This is a genomic window from Arthrobacter sp. Z4-13 (genome assembly GCF_054792705.1).
In genome coordinates this window covers 2,060,684-2,079,910 of the sequence record NZ_CP096459.1, presented here as the reverse complement: position 1 = coordinate 2,079,910, position 19,227 = coordinate 2,060,684, and the positions used below count along the sequence as shown (strand labels likewise).

Below are 19,227 nucleotides of genomic sequence, written 5' to 3'. Positions count from 1 at the left end.
CAACCACTGCCCGACACACCGCTACAGACAAGGACGTCACCATGAACCAGTACGTAATCGCCGTCGATCAGGGAACCACCAGCACCCGCGCCATCGTTTTTGACCACGGCGGCAGCATTGTCTCCTCCGGCCAGATGGAGCACGAACAGATCTTTCCCAAGGCGGGGTGGGTAGAACACAACCCTGCCGAAATCTGGAACAACACCCGCGAGGTCATTGCCTCAGCCCTCTCCAAGGCGAGCCTGACGCGGCACGATATTGCCGCCGTCGGCATCACCAACCAGCGTGAAACCGCCGTGGTGTGGGACAAGACCACCGGCGAAGCTATTTATAACGCCATCGTGTGGCAGGACACCCGCACTCAGGACATCGTGGACCAGCTGGCACGGGACGGGGGAGCTGACCGCTTCAAGCAGAAGGTGGGCCTTCCCCTGGCCACTTATTTCTCCGGCACCAAGATCAAGTGGATCCTGGACAACGTGGAAGGCGCCCGCCAGAAGGCTGAAGCCGGAGACCTGGTCTTCGGCAACACTGACGCCTGGGTCCTGTGGAACCTCACCGGCGGAGTGGACGGCGGCGTCCACGTCACCGACGTAACCAATGCGTCGCGGACGCTGTTTATGGACCTGGACACACTGCAGTGGGACGAGGAAATCCTCGGCATCTTCGGCGTTCCGCGGAGCATGATGCCGGCGATCAAGTCTTCCTCCGAGGTCTACGGAACGGTCCACACCTCACAGCTTCTCCGTGAAGTTCCGGTGGCAGGCATCCTCGGCGACCAGCAGGCAGCCACGTTTGGCCAGGCTGCGTTCCAGACCGGTGAAGCCAAGAACACCTACGGGACGGGCTGCTTCCTGATCTTCAACACCGGCGAGGAAATTGTCCACTCCAAGAACGGGCTGCTGACCACGGTCGGCTACAAACTGGGGGACGCGGCACCCCACTACGCCCTGGAAGGCTCCATCGCTGTCACCGGCTCACTGATCCAGTGGCTGCGGGACAACCTGGGCATGATCAGCAGCGCCCCTGAAGTGGAAACCCTCGCTGCCTCGGTGAAGGACAACGGCGGCGTGTACATTGTTCCGGCCTTCTCCGGCCTCTTTGCGCCTCACTGGCGCTCAGACGCCCGGGGCGCCATCGTGGGGCTCACCCGGTTCGTGAACAAGAGCCACATTGCCCGGGCAGCGCTGGAAGCCACAGCCTTCCAGACCCGCGAGGTGCTTGACGCGGTGAACGCCGACTCGGGCGTTCCGCTCTCGGAGTTGAAGGTCGACGGCGGCATGGTGGCCAATGATGCGCTGATGCAGTTCCAGGCAGACATCCTTGGCGTCCCCGTGATCCGCCCGAAGGTGGTGGAGACCACCGCCCTGGGCGCTGCTTACGCCGCCGGCCTCGCCGTCGGATTCTGGAAGGACCTCGGCGAACTGTCTTCCAACTGGTCCGAAGACAAGCGCTGGGAACCCAAACTGGACCAGGCCGAACAGGACCGTCAGATGCGTCTCTGGAAGAAGGCTGTGACGAAGTCCATGGATTGGGTGGACGCGGACGTGCGGTAACGTCTCGCGATTCACAAAAAGGGCCGGGGCTCCCCGCCCGCCCGCTTCGCGGTGCCCACCACACCATGGCGGGGGAGCCCTGGCCCTTTTTGCCGTGCGGGTCAGCCTGGTATTCGTGGGGCACAGTGCTGCGATGCCCTGGCCGTAACGGGCGGACGGGAGCGAGGAAGGCGGCCCCCCGCCCGGGTGTGGTGGGCACCGCGAAGCGGGCGGGGCAGGGGCCGCCTTCCTCGCGGAGGTTGGCCACGCTCAGTCCTCGTGGGTTTCTACTGTTCCTGCGTTGCCATCTACGGTGACTAACTGTCCTGTATGGAGGACTTGGGCAGCGGTGCCTGTTCCGACTACTGCCGGGATGCCGTATTCGAGGGCGACCAGGGAGGCGTGGGCTGCCAGGCTGCCTCCATCTGTGACCACCGCTGCCGCTTGGGCAAACAGCGAAGTCCAGGCTGGTGCTGTTGCGCTGGCAACCAGGACCTCGCCTGGTTGAAATTCGGCGAAGTCCCCGGGACCTTCGATGACGCGGACCCGGCCTCGTGCCCGGCCGGGGCTTGCAGGATGGCCTACCAGGGCGCCCGGGGAAGGCGGGCTGTGCTGCGGGCCGTGTTAGCCAGCCGGTCAAAGGTGTTGCCGGGCATCGGACGGGTGCCCAGCATCAGGGGAGCCGTCCAAATAGCTTTCATACATCCCCGCGTAGGAGGCACCGGGCAGGTCCTCGGCCGCCGCCGACGAGCGGACCCCATAGGGGCCGGGACCAGCCGCAAGGGCAGCGGTTTGCAGCTGGCGGTCCCACGCATCCTGATGGTCTTTGCGCGGGCGTCTAACGCTGCGCGTGACAACGAACCCGGGAGGAACGGGGAAACCCGCGGATTTCAGTTCCGACAAGGCTGCGGCCTTGCGGCCAGTATGGTCCCGCGGCAGGGCGAGAGGTCCGCCAAGCGGCGGGAAAAGCCCACCGCCAGAGGGTTTGGCACTAACGGCAGCGCCAGCGTCATCGCCAAAGTCATCGCCAAAGTCATCGCTCAAGGAGTCACCTGCCATGAACGTAGCCGGAGTGCCCGGCTCAAGTCTGTCTAGTGATGCAGGCCGTCGGCGGTACAGGCCTGCCGCTCACCAGCCCCACTGCTTCGTGCGCTAAAGTGGTTCCATGCGTGCGATCCTCCTGCTTAGTTAGCCGCCCGGCATCCGAAACAACGGATAACCGTGCGGCAGCCCCTCCATGGCGAGGGGCTTTTGTGTGTCCGAGCCTGTTTCCGGGCCGCATACAGGAGGATCAGGCCGTTATGGCAGCACAGATGCCGTAACAGAACAGAAGAGGGCAGCAGTGGGCGTTCAGCCGGAGACAGAGACCGGAACAGCAGCAGTGTCGGCGGAGGTGCCCGAGGAGGGCACTTACAGTTTTGCCGCCATGGAGGCCAAGTGGCCGCAGGTGTGGGAAGACCTTCAGGTCTTCACCCCTGTCGACGACGGGTCCCGGGAGCGGCGTTATGTGCTGGACATGTTCCCGTACCCGTCCGGGGACCTGCACATGGGGCACGCCGAAGCATTTGCCATGGGTGACGTTGTCGCCCGCTACCTCCGCCAGCAGGGTTACGACGTCCTGCACCCGATCGGCTGGGACTCGTTCGGCCTGCCTGCCGAGAACGCCGCGATCAAGCGCAACGCCCACCCCAGTGAGTGGACCTACGCCAACATCGACACCCAGGCTGCGTCCTTCAAGCGGTACGCCATCTCCGCCGACTGGTCACGCCGGCTGCACACCTCGGACCCGGAGTACTACCGCTGGACCCAGTGGCTGTTCAAGCGCTTCTACGAGCGCGGTCTGGCCTACCGCAAGGATTCCCCGGTCAACTGGTGCCCCAAGGACCAGACCGTGCTCGCCAATGAGCAGGTAGTCAACGGCGCCTGCGAACGCTGCGGCACCACTGTTACCAAGAAGTCCCTGAACCAGTGGTACTTCAAGATCACCGAGTACGCTGACCGGCTCCTCGATGACATGGATGAGCTGCGGGGACACTGGCCGGAGCGCGTTCTGGCCATGCAGAAGAACTGGATCGGCCGCTCCGAGGGTGCCCACGTCAACTTTGTGATCGAGGCCGACGGCGGCAAGCCCGCCAAGGATGTCACGGTCTTCACCACCCGCCCGGACACCCTGTACGGCGCCACCTTCTTCGTCGTCGCCGCTGACGCGCCGCTCGCCGTCGAACTGGTCACGGACGAGCACGCCGCTGCCCTGGACGAATACCGTGAGCAGGTCAAGGCGCTCACGGAGATTGAGCGGCAGTCCACCGAGCGCGAAAAGACCGGCGTTTTCACCGGCCGGTATGCCGTTAACCCGCTGAACGGGGAGAAGCTCCCCGTGTGGGCAGCTGACTACGTCCTGGCCGACTACGGTACCGGCGCCATCATGGCCGTGCCGGCCCACGACCAGCGCGACCTCGATTTCGCCCGGAAGTTCGACCTCCCGGTACGGGCCGTCCTGGATACCGGCGAGGAAGACCCCGCAGCGTCCGGCACCGCCACCACAGGGGAGGGCACCCTGATCAACTCGGGCGACCTCGACGGACTGCCTAAGGCCGAGGCCATTCCGGCCGCAATCGCCATTCTGGAACGCCAGGGCACCGGCGAGAAGTTTGTGAACTTCCGGCTGCGGGACTGGCTGCTCAGCCGCCAGCGGTTCTGGGGTACCCCCATCCCGATCATCCACTGCCCGTCCTGCGGCGAGGTTCCGGTTCCTGATGAGCAGCTGCCCGTCACCCTGCCGGCAGACCTCCGCGGCGAGGACCTGTCGCCGAAGGGGACGTCGCCGCTGGCTGCCGCGGAGGCCTGGGTTAATGTGGACTGCCCCAACTGCCACGGCCCGGCCAAGCGCGATACCGACACCATGGACACCTTCGTGGACTCGTCCTGGTACTTCCTGCGTTTTGTTTCGCCGGAGTTCACGGAGGGTCCCTTCGACCCGGCGAAGATCAACGACTGGATGCCCGTCGGCCAGTATGTAGGCGGTGTGGAGCACGCCATCCTGCACCTGCTCTACGCCCGGTTCTTCACCAAGGTCATCCACGACCTGGGCATGATCGACGCCGACGAGCCGTTCAGCGCCTTGCTGAACCAGGGCCAGGTCCTCAACGGCGGCAAGGCCATGAGCAAGTCCCTGGGCAATGGCGTGGACCTCGGTGAGCAACTGGACAAGTTCGGAGTGGACGCTGTCCGTCTCACCATGATTTTCGCCTCGCCTCCCGAGGACGACGTCGACTGGGCCGATGTATCGCCGTCGGGCTCTGCGAAGTTCCTGGCCCGCGCGTGGCGGTTGGCGCAGGACGTTGGCAGCGGGCCCGGTGCGGACCCCGCGGCCGGGGACCGCGCGCTGCGGTCCGTCACGCACCGCACCATTGCCGATGCCGCGGCCCTGCTGGACAGCAACAAGTTCAACGTGGTGGTAGCCAAGCTGATGGAGCTGGTCAACGCGACCCGCAAAACCATAGATGCTGGCGCCGGTGGAGCTGATCCGGCGGTGCGCGAAGCTGCTGAGGCCGTTGCCGTCATCCTCAGCCTTTTTGCGCCGTACACTGCGGAGGACATGTGGAACGTCCTGGGCCACCCTGCCTCGGTGGCGAACGCCGGCTGGCCGGCCCATGACGAGTCCCTGCTGGTACAGGACACTGTTACGGCCGTTGTCCAGGTCCAGGGCAAGGTCCGGGACAGGCTTGAGGTCTCACCCGACGTCTCCGAGGACCAGCTGCGCGAACTGGCGCTGGCCTCGGACAACGTCCAGCGTGCCCTCGACGGCCGCGGCATCCGCACCGTGATCGTCCGCGCACCTAAACTGGTCAACATCGTCCCGGCATAAGCCGGACCAGGCCGCCGGAAACCTCCGGCGGCCTGCTGTGACTCCAGGAGGCCCCCTTTGCCCAACAGCGACGCAGCCGCCTGGCCTTGGATTCGCGCACGCCTGCTGGCCCGTCGCCGCGCACAGGAACGTTCGGGAACCGCAGCGGACGCCGTCGTACGTACTGCTGTGGTGACCGACTCTGCCGCCGCGCTGCCGGGTGACTGGGCTGCCGCGCTTACCAGCGACGGACGGCTCACCGTCATTCCCATGCCTGTGATGGTGGGGGACGACATTTACGGTGAGGGCGAAGACGACATCTCGGAGACCATCGCTCTGGCCCTGGCCAGCGGGACTTCCGTGAAGACCTCCCGGCCCTCGCCAGGACAGTTTGAGCAGGCCTACGCGGCCGCGCAGCGCAGGGGCTTCGAAGCGGTAGTGTCTGTGCACATCTCGGGCGGGCTGTCCGGCACGGCAGATGCGGCCCGTCTTGCCGCCGGCAGGGTGGGCATTCCGGTGGAAGTCGTCGATTCGGGAACGGTGGGCATGGCCCTGGGGATGGCGGTCCAGGAAGCTGCGCGCCTTGCCGGAGAAGGCGCCGATGCGGTGGCAGTAGCGGCCGCTGCCGCCAGCCAGGCAGCCCGCACCAAGGTCTATTTCTACGTGCCGAGCCTTGAGCAGCTTCGCCGCGGAGGACGGATCGGGGCGGCCGCCTCACTCTGGGGCACCATGCTTGCGATCAAGCCCATTCTTGGGGTCGATGCTGGAAAGATCGTCCCGCTGGAGAAGGTGCGGTCAGCCGTCCGGGCAGTTGCCCGGCTGGAGGAGATTGTGGCCGCGGACGCTTCTGCCCGCACTGCTGCGGACGTGCGCCTGGCCGTTCACCATTTCGGCAACCCAAAGGAGGCGGAGGGCCTCGCCAAAAGGCTGACGGCTGCCCTGCCGCAGTGTCCTCCTGCCCAAATCAGTTCCCTCCCTGCCGTACTTGCTGCCCATGCGGGGCTGGGTGTTCTCGCCGTCATTGTGGGGGACAACCTTGCTGGGAACGGCGCCGGCTGAGCTTGTGCTTTCCACATAGCTGGTTGCGGCCCTGTTGCCAGGGCGCGGCCTGTCCCTAGCGTGGGGGTATGTCACGCCGGAATGCTGGAGCAGCAGGTGAACAGGCCCGCCACGCCAGGTCACGGCTGCGGGCTACCCTGGGTGACAACTCCCGCGGGCTGCTGCTCGGGGACGACGGCGGGCCCCCCTTCGAATACCGGGGCCTTGGAACGGGCAGCGGAGAAGAAGGGAACCGTACCCTTCCGGGGGATGAGCCTGAAGCCACGGAGCCCATTGCAGTGGGCCCCGCAGTCCGCTGGCGCCTCAGTTTCCGGCTGGGCGTGCTCCTCGGCGTCCTTGCGGTCGCTGCGGGTGCCTGGTTTTGGTGGCAGGCGGCCTCCGGCCGGCCGGAGATCCTGCCGCTCAGCGGCGTCAATACCGGAACCACCGGAACCACCGGAACCACCGGCCCGGAAGGGGAGGACAGCACCCCGGCGGAGGACAGTGGTGGCGGCAGCCGTGCCGGTCCCCAGCCCGACACGCAGGAAAGTGCGGCTGCAGGCACGGTTGTGGTCCATGTTGCCGGGTCAGTACTTCGCCCCGGAGTGGTGGAACTGCCCGCCGGCAGCCGCGTGCACGAGGCCGTTGCCGCCGCCGGAGGGGCCGTGCCCGGCGCCGACCTGAACCGCCTTAACCTCGCCGTGGTTGTTGAGGACGGGCAAAAGATTCATGTCCCGCAGCATGGCGAACCGCTACCGGCCGGCTCCGGAGATCCAGGTGCGCCGGCGGCCGGGAATCCCCCTGATGGGAGCGCCAGCGTACCGGGAGGATCCAAGATCAACCTGAATACCGCGGGGGTGGAGGAACTGGATGGTTTGCCGAAGGTCGGACCCGTGCTGGCGCAGAGGATTGTGGACTGGCGCAAGGAGCATGGTCCGTTCAAGGTGGTCGAGGACCTTGACGCCATTGACGGGGTCGGTCCAAAGATGCTGGAAGCCTTGCTTCCCCTGGTGACTGTATGAGACGAAGGCAGCAGCAATGACGACAACGGACCTCGGGCGGCGCCATGGGTGACAGGCCAAACCGAACCAAGGGGAGTCTGTGGAGCCGATATGCAGAGTCGGCGGTCCGGGGGCGCGCCGCCGGACCGCCGGATGCGCACTGACTACATTAATCAGGGATTAACTCAGCGGAGCCTCTCCGGCCCAGTAGGCGATCATCTGCCTGCAGTGGCGGTCCCGCCCGCGTACATCCACCGGCGCAGCCCCTGACCCTCAGCGGAGAGATCAAGGATGACGCAGAGCTTGGCGCCGACTAACGGTGTGGGCCTCCACCGGTCCCGGTCACGCGCACACCGCCAACCGCCCCCGTCCACGGCGTATCGCCCGGGCTGGGCAGGAACAGATGCGCGAAAACGTACCCCTGCTGTAGTGCAATGACCTGCGAAGTGGCCCCGGCGCAATCCAGCGCGAGCTCCACCGGCCGAAAGGTCGCACCAGGATGCTCCTGTCCAACGAAGACCTTCGCACCGGAAGCGCCAACACAGGCTGCGGTGACGGTGTACTGCCCGGCCGCAGGCACCTTGGTGAATCCACCAAAACCCCTGACGGGGCCGTCCAGTGGCCCCTCCTCAAGAAGCAGGACTGACTCCGGCGCGGTCCCTAGGAGGCGGTCCAGCTCAGCGTAGTTCTTAGCCTCCTGTTCCAGTACCTGCGGATCGCTGTAGGGCTCCGGAACCCCTGTTACCGGCGCCGCGTCAGCTATTGGCGTACGCATGGGTTCGCTGCCCGCTGTTGGCGTGCGTACGGGCTCGGGATAGTCATAGACGCATCCCGCCGTTCCGGTTAGAGGGGTCAGCAGGCACAGGGCAAACGCAAGCCGGTGCCGCCTGTCTTTCGTTCCCACGGTTCCATGGTGGGCAAGCGGGCTGTTCAATACAACCACCGTGCCAATTACAAGGTCTCATCCGACCACCAAAATGATGCGCGAAGTTTTGGCCAACGCGGTCGGCCGGGGCGAATGCGATGCAGCCCTCATGACCAACAGCAGGATCGGGGCCGGCCCGCCTTGTTGCGGAGCGTTCATCTTCACCACCGGCCCGATCGCTTCCAACGATTCGTTCTCCGAATGGACCAAAACCTTCACGTACGCGCAATGGGCGCGGACGAAGTTACGAAGGCCCAGATGATCGCCTCGACAATCAGTGCTCAAGGGCGGGACTCTCGACCCTCCTCGCCGTCGATAAACACCTGGACCGCGATGACGTGTGCCTCTGTCAGGCCCTCATCGGGTACCGGCTTCTCCAACAGGACGGGGTGGTTGTGGTGATGTGCCCACTCGCGCACGTCCGGCCCAAGCACGTCGTCAATCCAGACCACAGAGTCCCAGTCGGCGTGGCCGTCAAACTCCATCCTTGCCAACCACCTGGCCACCGACCACAGCTTCGGCGTGGACTCGTCGCTATCACCGGGCCGGGGCATCAGAGTCACGCGGAGCGGCTCAACCTCGAGCTCCAGCTGCGCCTCCAGACCGGCCACAAGGTCAGTCGGCCACGTCGAAACCCACGCGATCCGGCCCTTGGTGGCCAGTTGCCGGACAAGGGCGACCTTCACGTCTGACAGTTGCAGATCCGGGCGCTCACCACCACCTGGGCGAAGCTTCGGGTTCAGCACGCCGTCGATGTCGAGAAGGATAATCGGCTTCATGACGGCGACCCTAGCCCGAAAATCTGCAAGCGTCATTGGCTGCCGCACCAGTGCGGAGCACCAAGCTCAGGGCGATCAGTTTGGCTACCAACGTCTTTTCCTATTCCGCATTGGTGACGGGGACATACGCCGGCAAAGTTCTGCCTGGCTGAGGCGCTGGGGGAGCGGTCCGGAGAGGGCTCAAGCCCCGGTTGGCCATGTTTCCATCTCTGTGGTGTCGGCGTGGATTCCATGGAGCGGCTCCAGCGCCCTGGTTTCATCAAGCCAGATGAACGCGTCGTAGCGCCTGCCCAGAACCGTGGGGGCATAATTGCCCCATCGTTCCGAGTATGGGTCATAGACGACGCCGACAGCCCGGTGGCCCTGGGAGCGGTTGGCCCACTGCGGCGGCTGATCATCAAAGATAAACAGTGCGGACGGCATGCCCTCCAGCGCTGAATGTATCAGCTCTTCGATACTGCCCCGCGTGGCCGGCGGGAGGTCCATGGTCTGGGTTGCTCCGCCCCAGCGGCCGGAGGCGATGACACTGCCCTGATAGCTGCCGAAGCCCACCAGCACAACCCCCTCTTCCCCGTGCCGTTCCCGAATCAACTGTCCGACGTTGACCATGCCGTCGCGGCTCATGTCCGTCCAGCGGGCATCACCAATATGAGTGTTGTGCTCCCAGACGATCGACTTAGCATTCCGGCCGTGATGGGCCATCAGCCGATCCAGGGTAAACACCATATGCTCATCCCGCAGGTTCCAGGACTCCTCGCCGCCACTTACCATCGCCCGGTAGTACGCTTCGGCACCGGCCGCCGTTGCGGCGTTTTGTTCGGCGTTGAAACTTTCCTCGCGTGGCAGGCTGTCATCAGTTGCCGCCGTCGCACGTATTTTGCCCAGCAGACGAACCACCTCCGCCTCGCAACCGGAGGGCACCAGCCGGGTGGAGAGCGCGTAGGACTGCGGATTCTCCACATGGGGCTCGAAGCAGCGGAAGGCCTGCAGTGCGGTGTCCACATGGTCCGGCTGGTACTTCTTCAGGTAGTCCAGGGTTTCGCGCAACGAATCCCACAGGCTGTACACATCGAGCCCGTAGAACCCCACGCGTTCCTCCTCGGCACGGGTTCCGTTGAACTCCCGTAGCCACCGGGTGAACTCCACAACTTCCTGGTTTGCCCACATCCAGGTAGGCCAGCGGTCAAAGCCGTGCAGCACTTCCTCGGTGTCCTCCGGCGTGCCCGGCAGGTGCTTGACGCATCGGTTCACGGCGTAGCAGTCCGGCCAGTCACCCTCAACGCCTACAAAGGAAAAGCCGCGCTCCGCGATCAGGCGGCGGGTGAGGGCGGCCCGCCAGGCGTAGTAGTCGTGCGTGCCGTGGGAGGCTTCCCCGATCAGCACATAGCGCGCGTCGCCAATGCGGTCCATCAGCGGGTCAAGATCGGCCTCGTCCTGCAGCGGCAGGGCGGTTTCCTTGATGGCCGCAGCCTCGTCCATTGTTCTGCTCCTCTTGAATGTGGCATCCGGAGGGATGGCACCTGGAGTCGTGCAACAGTGTCAATTTCAAGGTTAGTACCGAGAGCAGGGGCGGGTCACCCGTTCTCGCGGGCGTGCGGGCTACCAACGGTGCTATTTGCGGCTGTGACTAGCTCCGGCCCTTCCAGTACCGCCAGCGCGGAGCCCGATCCGCCTCGACCTGTTTCTACCTGAAGGATTATTGAGGGAAGGCTGTGGGGAGCGTTTCGCACTGATGACTGGGGTATGTTGCATCGGGATGGAATTAATTGGGGGAATAGTGAAACTGCTACAACCTGCGCTGATAGCAGGCGCTATTACTGCAAGCCTTACCGGCTGCACCTACTCGGACCCTGCCCCGGAGGCAGAAAGCACCCACACGGAGATTTCCGTGCCTTCCACTTCCGCACCCTCCACTGGGCCAATGACACTTGAGGGAAAGTTCCAGTCCCAGGCAGCCGTCACTGACGGCTCGGCCACGATCCACGTCACCGATACAGGCGCGGTTCTGCAGTTGAAGGACTTTTCAACTGGCCCGGGTGAAGACCTCCGCCTCATGCTTAGCCCCGGGACTTTACGCCCAAACGATGAAGGGGACCTGGCGCTCACTTCCACGGAATTGCTCGACCTAGGTCCTCTCAATGACACCGCCAGTCGTGGAATCCAGATGGACACCAAGATGTGGTCCTCTATACGGGCACCCATCCGGAGTGTAGTCATCCATAACTATGCCGAGAGGACCGCTTACGGCACCGCAAACCTTACCCAGCAGCCCTAAGCGGGCACCGTCTATGAGCACGGTGACAACAATTCACTCGCCGACGGTCCCCAAGGGCCGCCGGCCCTTAAAGTTCGGTTGCATCTCGGCGGTCTCCTCCTTGCTCCTAGGGGTGACCGTCCATGCGTCCGCCACCGGGGTTTTAGAAGCGGGTGTGGAGCGCCTTGTTTATTTCGTGCTGCCGGATTGGGGCCTCATTTTCTGTGCGCATCTCATCAGCGGCGCGGCAGCGGTAACGGCAATGGTTTTGTTAGTACCACCGGGCGTCAGGCGAATATCCCGACCCTGGTTTCGCCGGCTGACAGCCGTTCTGGTGGGCCTGGCAGCCACCGCGGCGACCTTGCCATGGCTCATATACTTTGTCGGCATCGGTATAAACGCTTTAACGGGCTACACGCTGCTCACGGCTGAAAACGCTGAAAAAGTACTCGTACAAAAACGGGGCTTCGACCCGGCAGATTACGTCGTGTACCGACAGCGGACTTTCTTCGTCTACCAGAGGAGCACGTTCGGGACGTCAGTCTCAGACATCTTCGAACCCGATGCCTGTACTCTCACAGTTCGCAACACTGATCTCCTACTCACCTGCGGAGCGGACACCATTCCGGTCCGCAAGGATACTTGCAACTATGTCCGGCGACCAGTGCTTCGAGATCGAAAGGACCTCGATTAGCAGGTGGATGCCTTGACCAGCGGTGTAATCCCGCGTCGTAGGGCTTAGTGCCATCGGAGTGCGCGGTGGGGGCCCGGGCCGAGCAGGCGGCTGCGCGCAGAAGGTCAGGCTGGAATGGTGAGCCCCTGCAGCCAGGTTTGCCATGCCGGTTCTTCCTGCCGCACGTAGTCCGCTGCGTCGGGGGAGAACAGGTATGCTCGTACGCCCGCTGTCGCAGTACTGTCGCCCATGCCGAAAGCAAAGATACTGAGCATCCCGGGCACCGGCGCGGTGAGCCGGATCAGCGTCTGCCGCTCGCCGACACGCTCGACCCTGCCGGTAGCACCGCGTATCTCGACCGCCGTTCCCTCGTCGTCCAGCCCGAGCGCGCCGTGCAAGGTCGACCAGAGTGCCTGCGGGTCGCATGGGTGGGAGGCGGTGGCCTCGAGCTGTGTAGCGTTTTGGCCGGGGAAGTGCGACAGGTAAAGGCGCAGGTTGTCGAAGAACGGCATCCAGTTAGACCCCATTTCATCCCAGAACTCTGACTCCCAAGCAGCGCCGGTCCCAAAGCCGCTGCTGGTTACGCGCACGACGCAGGTGCCGCCGGATTGCGCCTCGACGAGGAATTCCGACGTCAGCGGGCTGAGTGCGTCAGGGTCTTTGCCCATGAGGGCCGCCCAGTCCTCCACGTAAGCTAAACGGCGCGGCGGATCCCAGCCGGTGACCTTGCCGTCGGAGCCCATATCGGGGCCCATTGTGAAATGTAGGGAACCGCCCTCGCGTTCCTCCATTTGGGTCGGCAGGAACCAGGCGCTCATGCCCTTGGCGGTGGCGATGGCCTGCCAGACCTGCTCCGGGGTCCCCGGGACCTCGACGTTGAACTCAAGGCGGTACGGGATGTTCGGGGTCGTGCTCATCGGTTCTCCTCAGGAAGTGGGTGTGCGGCGACGACGAGGCGGTGTGGGCGCCCGTCGTCATGGTGGTAGCGAGCGGCCAGGTCGAGCACCGCGGCGGTTAGGTCGTCAGCGAAGGCAGCCCGGTCGGCGGCCGACCGGAAGCCGATCTGGGTGTCGATGGTCAGCGTCGGCAGGCCCTTGCCGGAGGCGTCGGCCCGGCGCGCCAGGGCGCCGACCTCGCGCATTAACCGGCCGGCCAGCGCGACGAGGTAGCCCGCCGACAGGTGATCATCGTTAGCATCCGGGTCAGCCGCCGTCGCGCTTACAGCCGCCGGTGACACGACGAACGATGCAGCCGATGCCCGCAGCACCCGCTCGGTGATGCCCCCGTGCCGGCGCTCCTCAAACAGCTCCACCAGACCGTGCTCCTCGAGCGCCTTGAGGTGGTAGTTAATTTTCTGGCGCGTGATGCCGACTCGGGCCGCGAGCCCAGCGGCGGAGGCCGGAACAGCCAGCTCGCTGAGCAGCCTGGCCCGAACCGGATCTAACGCGGCGGCGGCTATCTCCGCGCTTTCGATAACTTCGACATCTTGCATGTCCTCATGGTGCTCTTGACAAAAAATATTGTCAAGGACTGGTTGCGCCGCATCCCGTTAAGGAAGATTCAAGGCCGCCGTGGAAACGTTCATCCCGTCGAACTCATCGCCGTGCCGCTTGACCAAAAAGGGGGAGGGCTGGGGAGGGCACCCCATCCCCGCCACGCTGGAATGCTGCGCCAACCCAACGTGTGCCGATCGTTGCCGAACGGCTGGACGGGGGAACCATCGACCGGCGCCTGCTCATTGCACGCTGGGCCCTGGTCCAGTCCTGGGCGAAGGGCGGCCGGCTTGTGTGCGTGCTGTCGTGCAGATCGATGAGGTGCTGGGCGCGGAGCGGTCCGGAACCGATAATTGCAGCAGAAACATGCTCGGGGACAGGCCCGTTGGAAGAAGATCGGTAAGCGTCAGATAGTGCTATTTTGCGGTTGGAACAGCCGTTCCATAGGTGTAAGTTGCCTTGCCGGCGGTGCTGAGATCAATGCGACCACCCTGATAGTTCTGCGACGTTCCCTTGGAAGTCTTGTAAGCATCTGTCTTCGGGTAACCGAGGCGACCGTTCTCGTAACCAGCCTTACCCCAAGCAGCATGCATCGTTCCGGTCGAGAGGCGGGCACCTGTCGTTGGAGACCAGTAGATTAGACCACCACGGAATGTCTGGTAGTAGCCGCCATTCTTGATCTTGGTCATGTTGTTGCTAGCTGTACCTAGCCAGCTCACTCCCTGCCAGCGCGCGCCGATGGCTCCGGACTGGGCAAATGCTGTCTTGCCATTCCATGTGATGGAAATGCCGTTCTGGAACCTCTGCGCCCTACCGCCCGGAACTGCGTACTCATCAGTTGTTGGGTAACCATAAGAGCCGTTGTAAGCTCCTGCGCTTGACCACCTATTACGGATGGCACCACCGGAAATCTTCGCGCCAGTACTAGGTGACCAGTAAATGCCTCCGCCCTGATAAGCGCGTCCCGCCCCACCGTTCCTCAGCGCAGTGAGTTCTTTGTTAGTCGGGCTTTTCAGACCTCCAGCGACACTGCCCGAAGCAGCGTACTTGCCCATGATCGCGCCGAACGGGTTGCTGGAGTACGGAGTGAACACGTCATCCACCGCTCCCATGATGATCCTGTCACCGGGTCGGGCTGAGCGGAGGAACCGTGTCGTTGTAGCAAGGCTCGTGGATACGCAACCTGCTGACGTGGTGCGACCAGCGTGCAGGAAGATCGCATACGAAGCGCCCTGTGTCACTTTCATATCAGGCGCGCGGTTGTAGTTGATAACTGCTGCCTGCTCGTAGTAACCCTGATTCATGTACATCCAGAGATTCTCGTCAGAGGGTCCACCGCGACCCTCGAAGTACTGGTTGTAAGTAGCGCCGTATTCGCCGCCCCAGCGCGAGTAAGGATTCACCTTGTAATACTTCAAAGCCGTGCCCGGATTGGAGCGGCCAAGCGCCTCAGTGACGCTGTAGGAACCAGTCGGAGACTTAAAAGTGTTCTCCCATGTCAATCCGGGCGCAGCGAATCCTTTGAGACCGACGTAGCCCCAGTCCTGCCACTCCTGAACGTAAGTGTTCCCGCGCCGCACGCAGCTAGTGAGGGTGGCAACGTTGGCGTCACGGGTGGTCGTGGTGGCAAAAGTGACACGGTTTGCTCCGAAGGTGGAGTATTTCGTTTGACCCGACGTTGCGCGTGCACAGGGATTATAGACCTGCGCCGCTGCCTGCGCTGCCGGTGCGGGTGCCACCAGAAGCGCCCCAGCACTGACAAGCGCCGCAACAGCGAACGTGGTGATTTTCTTTGCTGACACGGTGAGTGACTTTCGGTCAAAATCGGCTAGAAAGTTTTCTAGCTGTGGTCAATATAACCCACACGTTCCACTTGTCGTTTAGTCCACTCATGATAAATGAGGGTGTCAACAGTGCCGAAGTACTTCGGCATCTCGAATTACCTGCACCTGTCTCGAAACCTTCCCGTCTCAAAACACTAGCGATTCAAGCAGCGCCGCTCACCCATGCGACATAAAGGGGTCACAGAACTCCGCCATTTATCGGCAAACTTCACAACCTTAGTTTTCGTGGAATCATGTGGGTTCATACGTGACTGGCAATTCGCGTGATTATGTCGCCTAACCTTCGCTGCGGGGGCTATCAAGTTCACCGGACCAAACTGCTATATCTCCAGCGACGATGGTCGGGCGTTCGGCGCGGCCAATGACGACGACCTGTGACGCCCGGGTGTGACCTGGTGCCGAAAGGAGCGGCAGCCCGGGAAGCAGTTCCAGTTGTAGCTCCCTGTCGACGGAAACGTAGTGCATCCCAGGCGGGCCACCCATTCGGGGATCGTGTAGTCGTTTTCGTTGCTGGCATCTTCGAGTTCCTCACTCTGAACGTAAACGGGGCCCGCGAAGAGATGGTTACCGCCGCAATGATCGAAGTGCAGGTGCGTGTTGACGACGACGTCGACACTGCGGATGCCGGCGAGGACATGATCCATTTCTGCCTGGCCGTCAGAAATAGTATCGGGGCATTGTTCAGGGCACGGATGGTGCGGGCAATGGCGTGCACGTCCATGTCCGGCAGAGTCCCTGTCAGTGACCTAACGTTCTCGTCGTCTTCCACGACAGGGCACGCGCGGCCTCTGTTCGTTTTTGAGTCCCCGGCTTCTCAACTTCCCCCAAACAACGCGCCACCAACTGCCGCTTGAGGGGGAGTGCTGAGAAACCCGCATTTGTTACTTCAGGCAATGGTCTGGCAGATTACCATCCGATGGGACCGTAGGTGCAGCTTTATTGCTTACTCGTGGGGGCTCTGGTGGTTCTCAGCCGTCAGTACTGCGCGGTGGGTATTGACCGGCGGTGGGGCAGGGCCCTGACATAGGGGAGCACCACGAGGATCGTAGCGGTGATGAAAAGCAGCTGCATGAGCGTCCGCGGCAGGAGCGCAGTTGCCGGTGCCCCGTTGACCATTAGTCCGGTAAGTGCGGCGTAGACGTTCGCCGGGAACATGGCCACCATCAAGAGGGCCAGTCCGCCGGCCGCCCACGGCGCCGTCCGGCGGTAAAGCAAGCCGGCGGCTCCCAGCAGTTCCAGTACACCCGTCAGTGTGACCAGAAGTTCGGGATTGGGCAGGGCGGGCGGCACCATTGCGACCAGGTCCTGGCGCATGCCGTTGAAATGGGCCGCTCCGGTGAGGATGAACATGGCAGCGAGGCCTGCGCGCAGGCTCGTGTGCCAAGACCGTAGCGCTTTGATGCCGGCAGTACCAGCGGCGCGCAGCAGGAGGGTGACGGCCAGGAGGGTAATGAGTGGTGCCATGATGCGTTCCTTCCAGAGGCATCGAAAGAATCTTGACACTGACTAGATTACTCCCGGACCAAAACTTGTCAATGACTAGTTTGAGGCTAGGCTTGGGGCATGAGCACGACTTACCATCACAAGAACCTCCCGCGCACGATTATCAGCGCTGCTTTGGAAGTCATCGCCGAGTCCGGTCCGTCGGCGCTGAGCCTCCGGGATCTCGCCAGGCGCGCCGGCGTGTCCCATGCTGCCCCGGCGCACCATTTCGGAGACAAGGCCGGCCTCCTGACTGCCGTAGCGGCCCAGGGCTTCGGGCTCCTGGGGGACGCGCTGTCCGAGACACAGCGGCAAACTGGTGACTTCTTGGAGGTGGGGGTGGCCTATGTCGGTTTCGCTGTCGGGCATCCAGCCCATTTCGCCGTGATGTTCCGGCCGGAGCTGTACCGGGCAGATGACCCGGAACTGATCACGGCCAAGGCACGGGCAGGAGAATCCCTATACCGGGGGGTTGCCCCATTTGCGGCGTCAGAATCCGGTCCTGCTTCACAGGACGCGGCGCTGGCGGCGTGGTCGCTGGTCCACGGGTTCGCGACTCTTTGGCTCAGTGGCAACCTGCCTGCCGGACTGCCCGCCGATCCGCGGGAGGCCGCCCGGGGGGTGGCTGGTGTTCTGTTTTCCGGGCGGGGGTAACGGAGCGGTAGAACCTTAGGCACGATCGTTGAAACAGCACTCCCGCGAGCGAACGATTCCGAGAAGACTTCATAGTGAGAATCAGTGCATCAGCTTTGATAGCGACAGTGAGGTCTCGCTGCAATCGCTAGGTCCAGCCCACGAATATCGTCCCCTAAGCTTCCTGGATGGCGTCTTAGAGACAATCAGGGTCTGGACATGGGTAGGTGGCGGATTTAACCTGCAGGGGTGGCGGTCGGCGGCTCCGACCGGGCAGCTTTAGCAACGCCACGGATCATCTGAGGAGAATGCCATGACAAAAGCACGTGAAATTATGACCGGCGGCGTTGAGTGCATCGGGGAAAACGAAACGTTGGAAGCAGCCGCCCGGAAGATGAAAGATCTCGACGTCGGTGCCCTGCCAATTTGCGGAGAGGACAACCGACTCAAGGGCATGATCACGGACCGCGACATTGTCATCAAATGCTTCGCGGAAGGTGGTGACCCGCGCACGGCAAAGGCCGGCGATTTTGGCCAGGGCAAACCGGTGACCATCGGTGCGGACGATTCCATCGAAGAAGCCATCAGGACCATGGGGGAGCACCAGGTACGCCGTCTGCCGGTTATCGACGGTCATAACTTGATAGGCATCATCAGCCAGGCAGATATCGCGCGGAACTACCCCGAGGACAGGGTTGGCGAGCTGGTCGAACTCATCTCCTTCTACTAAGTTGAGTCCCCACGGCGGCAGGAAGTGCGTGCATTAGTGCTTCCTCCGGTAGGGGAAGGGCGGCCAGGGATTGCGTGAACTGCTCCCCGATAGTTGGACCGGATATTCACTTCTGACTTACGGGGAGCAGCTTTATGTTAGGGAGCAGTTAGTTGTTCGAGAAGCAGCGCGAGGCCGCGGTAGTGGTGTTCGAGACCGGTTGAGGTACCGGAGGTATAGGAAGTCGGCACGGCGTGAGCCCGGAAGCGAATGGTCGGTTATATGAGCGATGCGAGTTCGCGGGGTACGACGCTGGTGGCTAAACCAACCAAGCGGGTGTTCGCATTCGAGTTTAAACTCCAAGGTGCGGTACGAGGTGGAGCATGTCCGGGCAGACCACTTCGAGCGCCACAGCGACGGGTTCAATCTTGAGGCAGACTATGCCAGACGCCGCAACCGCATCATTGACCTGCTGCTCCTTCCGAAGCAGCAGTTCAACGCAAGCTACACGACGCCCCCTGCGAAAAGAATCTGACGCACTACTTCGGCCAGAACCTTCTAGCGGCGGGCCTCAATCCGTTGGGCTACGAAAAAACCCGGCGTTTCGTCCTTCGCCAAGGCCAGCGGCTCCCGTCGTTCGGATCTACGCTTCTATCCACATAGCAGGGTTCCTGCCTGTTGCCTAGCCGCGAACTGTCCCTAGCGTGGCGGTATGTCACACAGGAATCCGGGACCATCGGGTCAGCAGGCGCGTCACGCGCCGACCAGGTTTCAGGCCGCCCTGGGCAGCGATCCCCACGGGCTCCAAGGAACATCGACCGTTCAATTCGGTGGAGGAACTTGATGCGATTGACGGCGTTCGGGGGGAACATGCTTGAAGCCTTGCTCCCGCTGGTAACCATATGAGACGAAGCCAGCCGACGAGCAGAAGGCAGCGTGCGATGAGGACGAAGACCGTGCGGCAGGTTCATGGGTAACCGGGCATCCGGAACTGGCTCGAGCCCATGGAGCCGC

20 protein-coding genes are annotated in these 19,227 nt (G+C 63.1%); 9 read left to right on the top strand and 11 right to left on the bottom strand.

Annotation, left to right across the window (positions count from 1 at the left end; all coding sequences use genetic code 11):
* Positions 1–41: 41 nt before the first annotated feature.
* Positions 42–1,556 carry a glycerol kinase GlpK gene (gene glpK / locus M1E07_RS11300; RefSeq protein WP_461190281.1) on the top strand — a complete coding sequence of 505 codons (1,515 nt, stop codon included), beginning with the start codon at positions 42–44 and terminating at the stop codon, positions 1,554–1,556.
* Between the two features lie 249 nt (positions 1,557–1,805).
* On the opposite strand, the gene M1E07_RS11295 is transcribed toward glpK, so the two are convergent.
* Together M1E07_RS11295 and M1E07_RS11290 are read right to left on the bottom strand one after the other, a co-directional pair.
* The gene (locus M1E07_RS11295; RefSeq protein WP_461190380.1) at positions 1,806–2,072 is read right to left on the bottom strand and encodes a PEP-utilizing enzyme; all 267 of its coding nucleotides are present in this window, start codon (positions 2,070–2,072) and stop codon (positions 1,806–1,808) included.
* Between the two features lie 99 nt (positions 2,073–2,171).
* Positions 2,172–2,579 (bottom strand): PEP/pyruvate-binding domain-containing protein, encoded by a 408-nt coding sequence (locus M1E07_RS11290; RefSeq protein WP_461190280.1) that lies wholly within the window; start codon positions 2,577–2,579, stop codon positions 2,172–2,174.
* A 298-nt stretch (positions 2,580–2,877) separates the two neighbouring features.
* On the opposite strand from M1E07_RS11290, the gene leuS reads away from it, so the two are divergent.
* The 3 genes from leuS (at position 2,878) to M1E07_RS11275 (ending at position 7,442) form a co-directional block, all read left to right on the top strand.
* Positions 2,878–5,403 (top strand): leucine--tRNA ligase, encoded by a 2,526-nt coding sequence (leuS, locus tag M1E07_RS11285; RefSeq protein ID WP_461190279.1) that lies wholly within the window; start codon positions 2,878–2,880, stop codon positions 5,401–5,403.
* A 57-nt stretch (positions 5,404–5,460) separates the two neighbouring features.
* Positions 5,461–6,441: a DegV family protein gene (locus M1E07_RS11280; RefSeq protein ID WP_461190278.1), complete on the top strand. Its 981-nt coding sequence runs from the start codon at positions 5,461–5,463 to the stop codon at positions 6,439–6,441.
* 68 nt (positions 6,442–6,509) lie between these two features.
* Positions 6,510–7,442, top strand: a complete 933-nt coding sequence (locus tag M1E07_RS11275; RefSeq protein ID WP_461190277.1) for a ComEA family DNA-binding protein — start codon at positions 6,510–6,512, stop codon at positions 7,440–7,442.
* A gap of 292 nt (positions 7,443–7,734) precedes the next feature.
* Here M1E07_RS11275 and M1E07_RS11270 read toward each other — a convergent pair whose 3' ends face one another.
* The 4 genes from M1E07_RS11270 to M1E07_RS11255 form a co-directional block, all read right to left on the bottom strand.
* Positions 7,735–8,325, bottom strand: a complete 591-nt coding sequence (locus tag M1E07_RS11270; RefSeq protein WP_461190276.1) for a hypothetical protein — start codon at positions 8,323–8,325, stop codon at positions 7,735–7,737.
* Between the two features lie 302 nt (positions 8,326–8,627).
* A complete protein-coding gene (locus M1E07_RS11265) occupies positions 8,628–9,125 on the bottom strand; it encodes an HAD domain-containing protein (protein WP_461190275.1) in 498 nt (165 codons plus the stop codon).
* 180 nt (positions 9,126–9,305) lie between these two features.
* Entirely contained in the window at positions 9,306–10,604 is a 1,299-nt protein-coding gene (locus M1E07_RS11260; protein ID WP_461190274.1) for an erythromycin esterase family protein, read from the bottom strand.
* Between the two features lie 360 nt (positions 10,605–10,964).
* On the bottom strand, positions 10,965–11,114 hold the full coding sequence (locus M1E07_RS11255; RefSeq protein WP_461190487.1) for a hypothetical protein: 150 nt from the start codon (positions 11,112–11,114) through the stop codon (positions 10,965–10,967).
* Here M1E07_RS11255 and M1E07_RS11250 point away from each other — a divergent pair.
* The gene (locus tag M1E07_RS11250) at positions 11,047–11,400 is read left to right on the top strand and encodes a DM13 domain-containing protein (protein WP_461190273.1); all 354 of its coding nucleotides are present in this window, start codon (positions 11,047–11,049) and stop codon (positions 11,398–11,400) included. The two genes, M1E07_RS11255 and M1E07_RS11250, sit on opposite strands and share 68 nt — an antisense overlap.
* Before the next feature lie 22 nt (positions 11,401–11,422).
* On the top strand, positions 11,423–12,073 hold the full coding sequence (locus M1E07_RS11245) for a hypothetical protein (RefSeq protein WP_461190272.1): 651 nt from the start codon (positions 11,423–11,425) through the stop codon (positions 12,071–12,073).
* A gap of 104 nt (positions 12,074–12,177) precedes the next feature.
* On the opposite strand, the gene M1E07_RS11240 is transcribed toward M1E07_RS11245, so the two are convergent.
* The 5 genes from M1E07_RS11240 to M1E07_RS11220 form a co-directional block, all read right to left on the bottom strand.
* Positions 12,178–12,969, bottom strand: a complete 792-nt coding sequence (locus M1E07_RS11240) for an SRPBCC family protein (RefSeq protein ID WP_461190271.1) — start codon at positions 12,967–12,969, stop codon at positions 12,178–12,180.
* Positions 12,966–13,544 (bottom strand): ArsR/SmtB family transcription factor, encoded by a 579-nt coding sequence (locus tag M1E07_RS11235; protein WP_461190270.1) that lies wholly within the window; start codon positions 13,542–13,544, stop codon positions 12,966–12,968. Before M1E07_RS11235 ends, M1E07_RS11240 begins: the two co-directional genes overlap by 4 nt.
* A gap of 417 nt (positions 13,545–13,961) precedes the next feature.
* Entirely contained in the window at positions 13,962–15,347 is a 1,386-nt protein-coding gene (locus M1E07_RS11230) for a hypothetical protein (protein WP_461190269.1), read from the bottom strand.
* Positions 15,348–15,709: 362 nt separating this feature from the next.
* Entirely contained in the window at positions 15,710–16,033 is a 324-nt protein-coding gene (locus M1E07_RS11225) for an MBL fold metallo-hydrolase (RefSeq protein WP_461190268.1), read from the bottom strand.
* Positions 16,034–16,364: 331 nt separating this feature from the next.
* The gene (locus tag M1E07_RS11220; RefSeq protein ID WP_461190267.1) at positions 16,365–16,853 is read right to left on the bottom strand and encodes a DoxX family protein; all 489 of its coding nucleotides are present in this window, start codon (positions 16,851–16,853) and stop codon (positions 16,365–16,367) included.
* Positions 16,854–16,952: 99 nt separating this feature from the next.
* On the opposite strand from M1E07_RS11220, the gene M1E07_RS11215 reads away from it, so the two are divergent.
* The 3 genes from M1E07_RS11215 (at position 16,953) to M1E07_RS11205 (ending at position 18,748) form a co-directional block, all read left to right on the top strand.
* Positions 16,953–17,525, top strand: a complete 573-nt coding sequence (locus M1E07_RS11215; protein WP_461190266.1) for a TetR/AcrR family transcriptional regulator — start codon at positions 16,953–16,955, stop codon at positions 17,523–17,525.
* Positions 17,526–17,817: 292 nt separating this feature from the next.
* Positions 17,818–18,234 carry a CBS domain-containing protein gene (locus tag M1E07_RS11210; RefSeq protein WP_461190265.1) on the top strand — a complete coding sequence of 139 codons (417 nt, stop codon included), beginning with the start codon at positions 17,818–17,820 and terminating at the stop codon, positions 18,232–18,234.
* A 343-nt stretch (positions 18,235–18,577) separates the two neighbouring features.
* The gene (locus M1E07_RS11205; protein WP_461190264.1) at positions 18,578–18,748 is read left to right on the top strand and encodes a hypothetical protein; all 171 of its coding nucleotides are present in this window, start codon (positions 18,578–18,580) and stop codon (positions 18,746–18,748) included.
* The last annotated feature ends 479 nt before the right edge of the window (positions 18,749–19,227 follow it).

What these genes read in the sequence shown, in the direction of transcription:
- glpK (WP_461190281.1), top strand. Translation starts at nt 42, where the DNA reads ATGAACCAGTACGTAATCGCCGTCGATCAGGGAACCACCAGCACCCGC.
- M1E07_RS11275 (WP_461190277.1), top strand. Translation starts at nt 6,510, where the DNA reads ATGTCACGCCGGAATGCTGGAGCAGCAGGTGAACAGGCCCGCCACGCC.
- M1E07_RS11265 (WP_461190275.1), bottom strand. Translation starts at nt 9,125, where the DNA reads ATGAAGCCGATTATCCTTCTCGACATCGACGGCGTGCTGAACCCGAAG.
- M1E07_RS11260 (WP_461190274.1), bottom strand. Translation starts at nt 10,604, where the DNA reads ATGGACGAGGCTGCGGCCATCAAGGAAACCGCCCTGCCGCTGCAGGAC.
- M1E07_RS11250 (WP_461190273.1), top strand. Translation starts at nt 11,047, where the DNA reads ATGACACTTGAGGGAAAGTTCCAGTCCCAGGCAGCCGTCACTGACGGC.
- M1E07_RS11240 (WP_461190271.1), bottom strand. Translation starts at nt 12,969, where the DNA reads ATGAGCACGACCCCGAACATCCCGTACCGCCTTGAGTTCAACGTCGAG.
- M1E07_RS11235 (WP_461190270.1), bottom strand. Translation starts at nt 13,544, where the DNA reads ATGCAAGATGTCGAAGTTATCGAAAGCGCGGAGATAGCCGCCGCCGCG.
- M1E07_RS11225 (WP_461190268.1), bottom strand. Translation starts at nt 16,033, where the DNA reads ATGGATCATGTCCTCGCCGGCATCCGCAGTGTCGACGTCGTCGTCAAC.
- M1E07_RS11220 (WP_461190267.1), bottom strand. Translation starts at nt 16,853, where the DNA reads ATGGCACCACTCATTACCCTCCTGGCCGTCACCCTCCTGCTGCGCGCC.
- M1E07_RS11215 (WP_461190266.1), top strand. Translation starts at nt 16,953, where the DNA reads ATGAGCACGACTTACCATCACAAGAACCTCCCGCGCACGATTATCAGC.
- M1E07_RS11210 (WP_461190265.1), top strand. Translation starts at nt 17,818, where the DNA reads ATGACAAAAGCACGTGAAATTATGACCGGCGGCGTTGAGTGCATCGGG.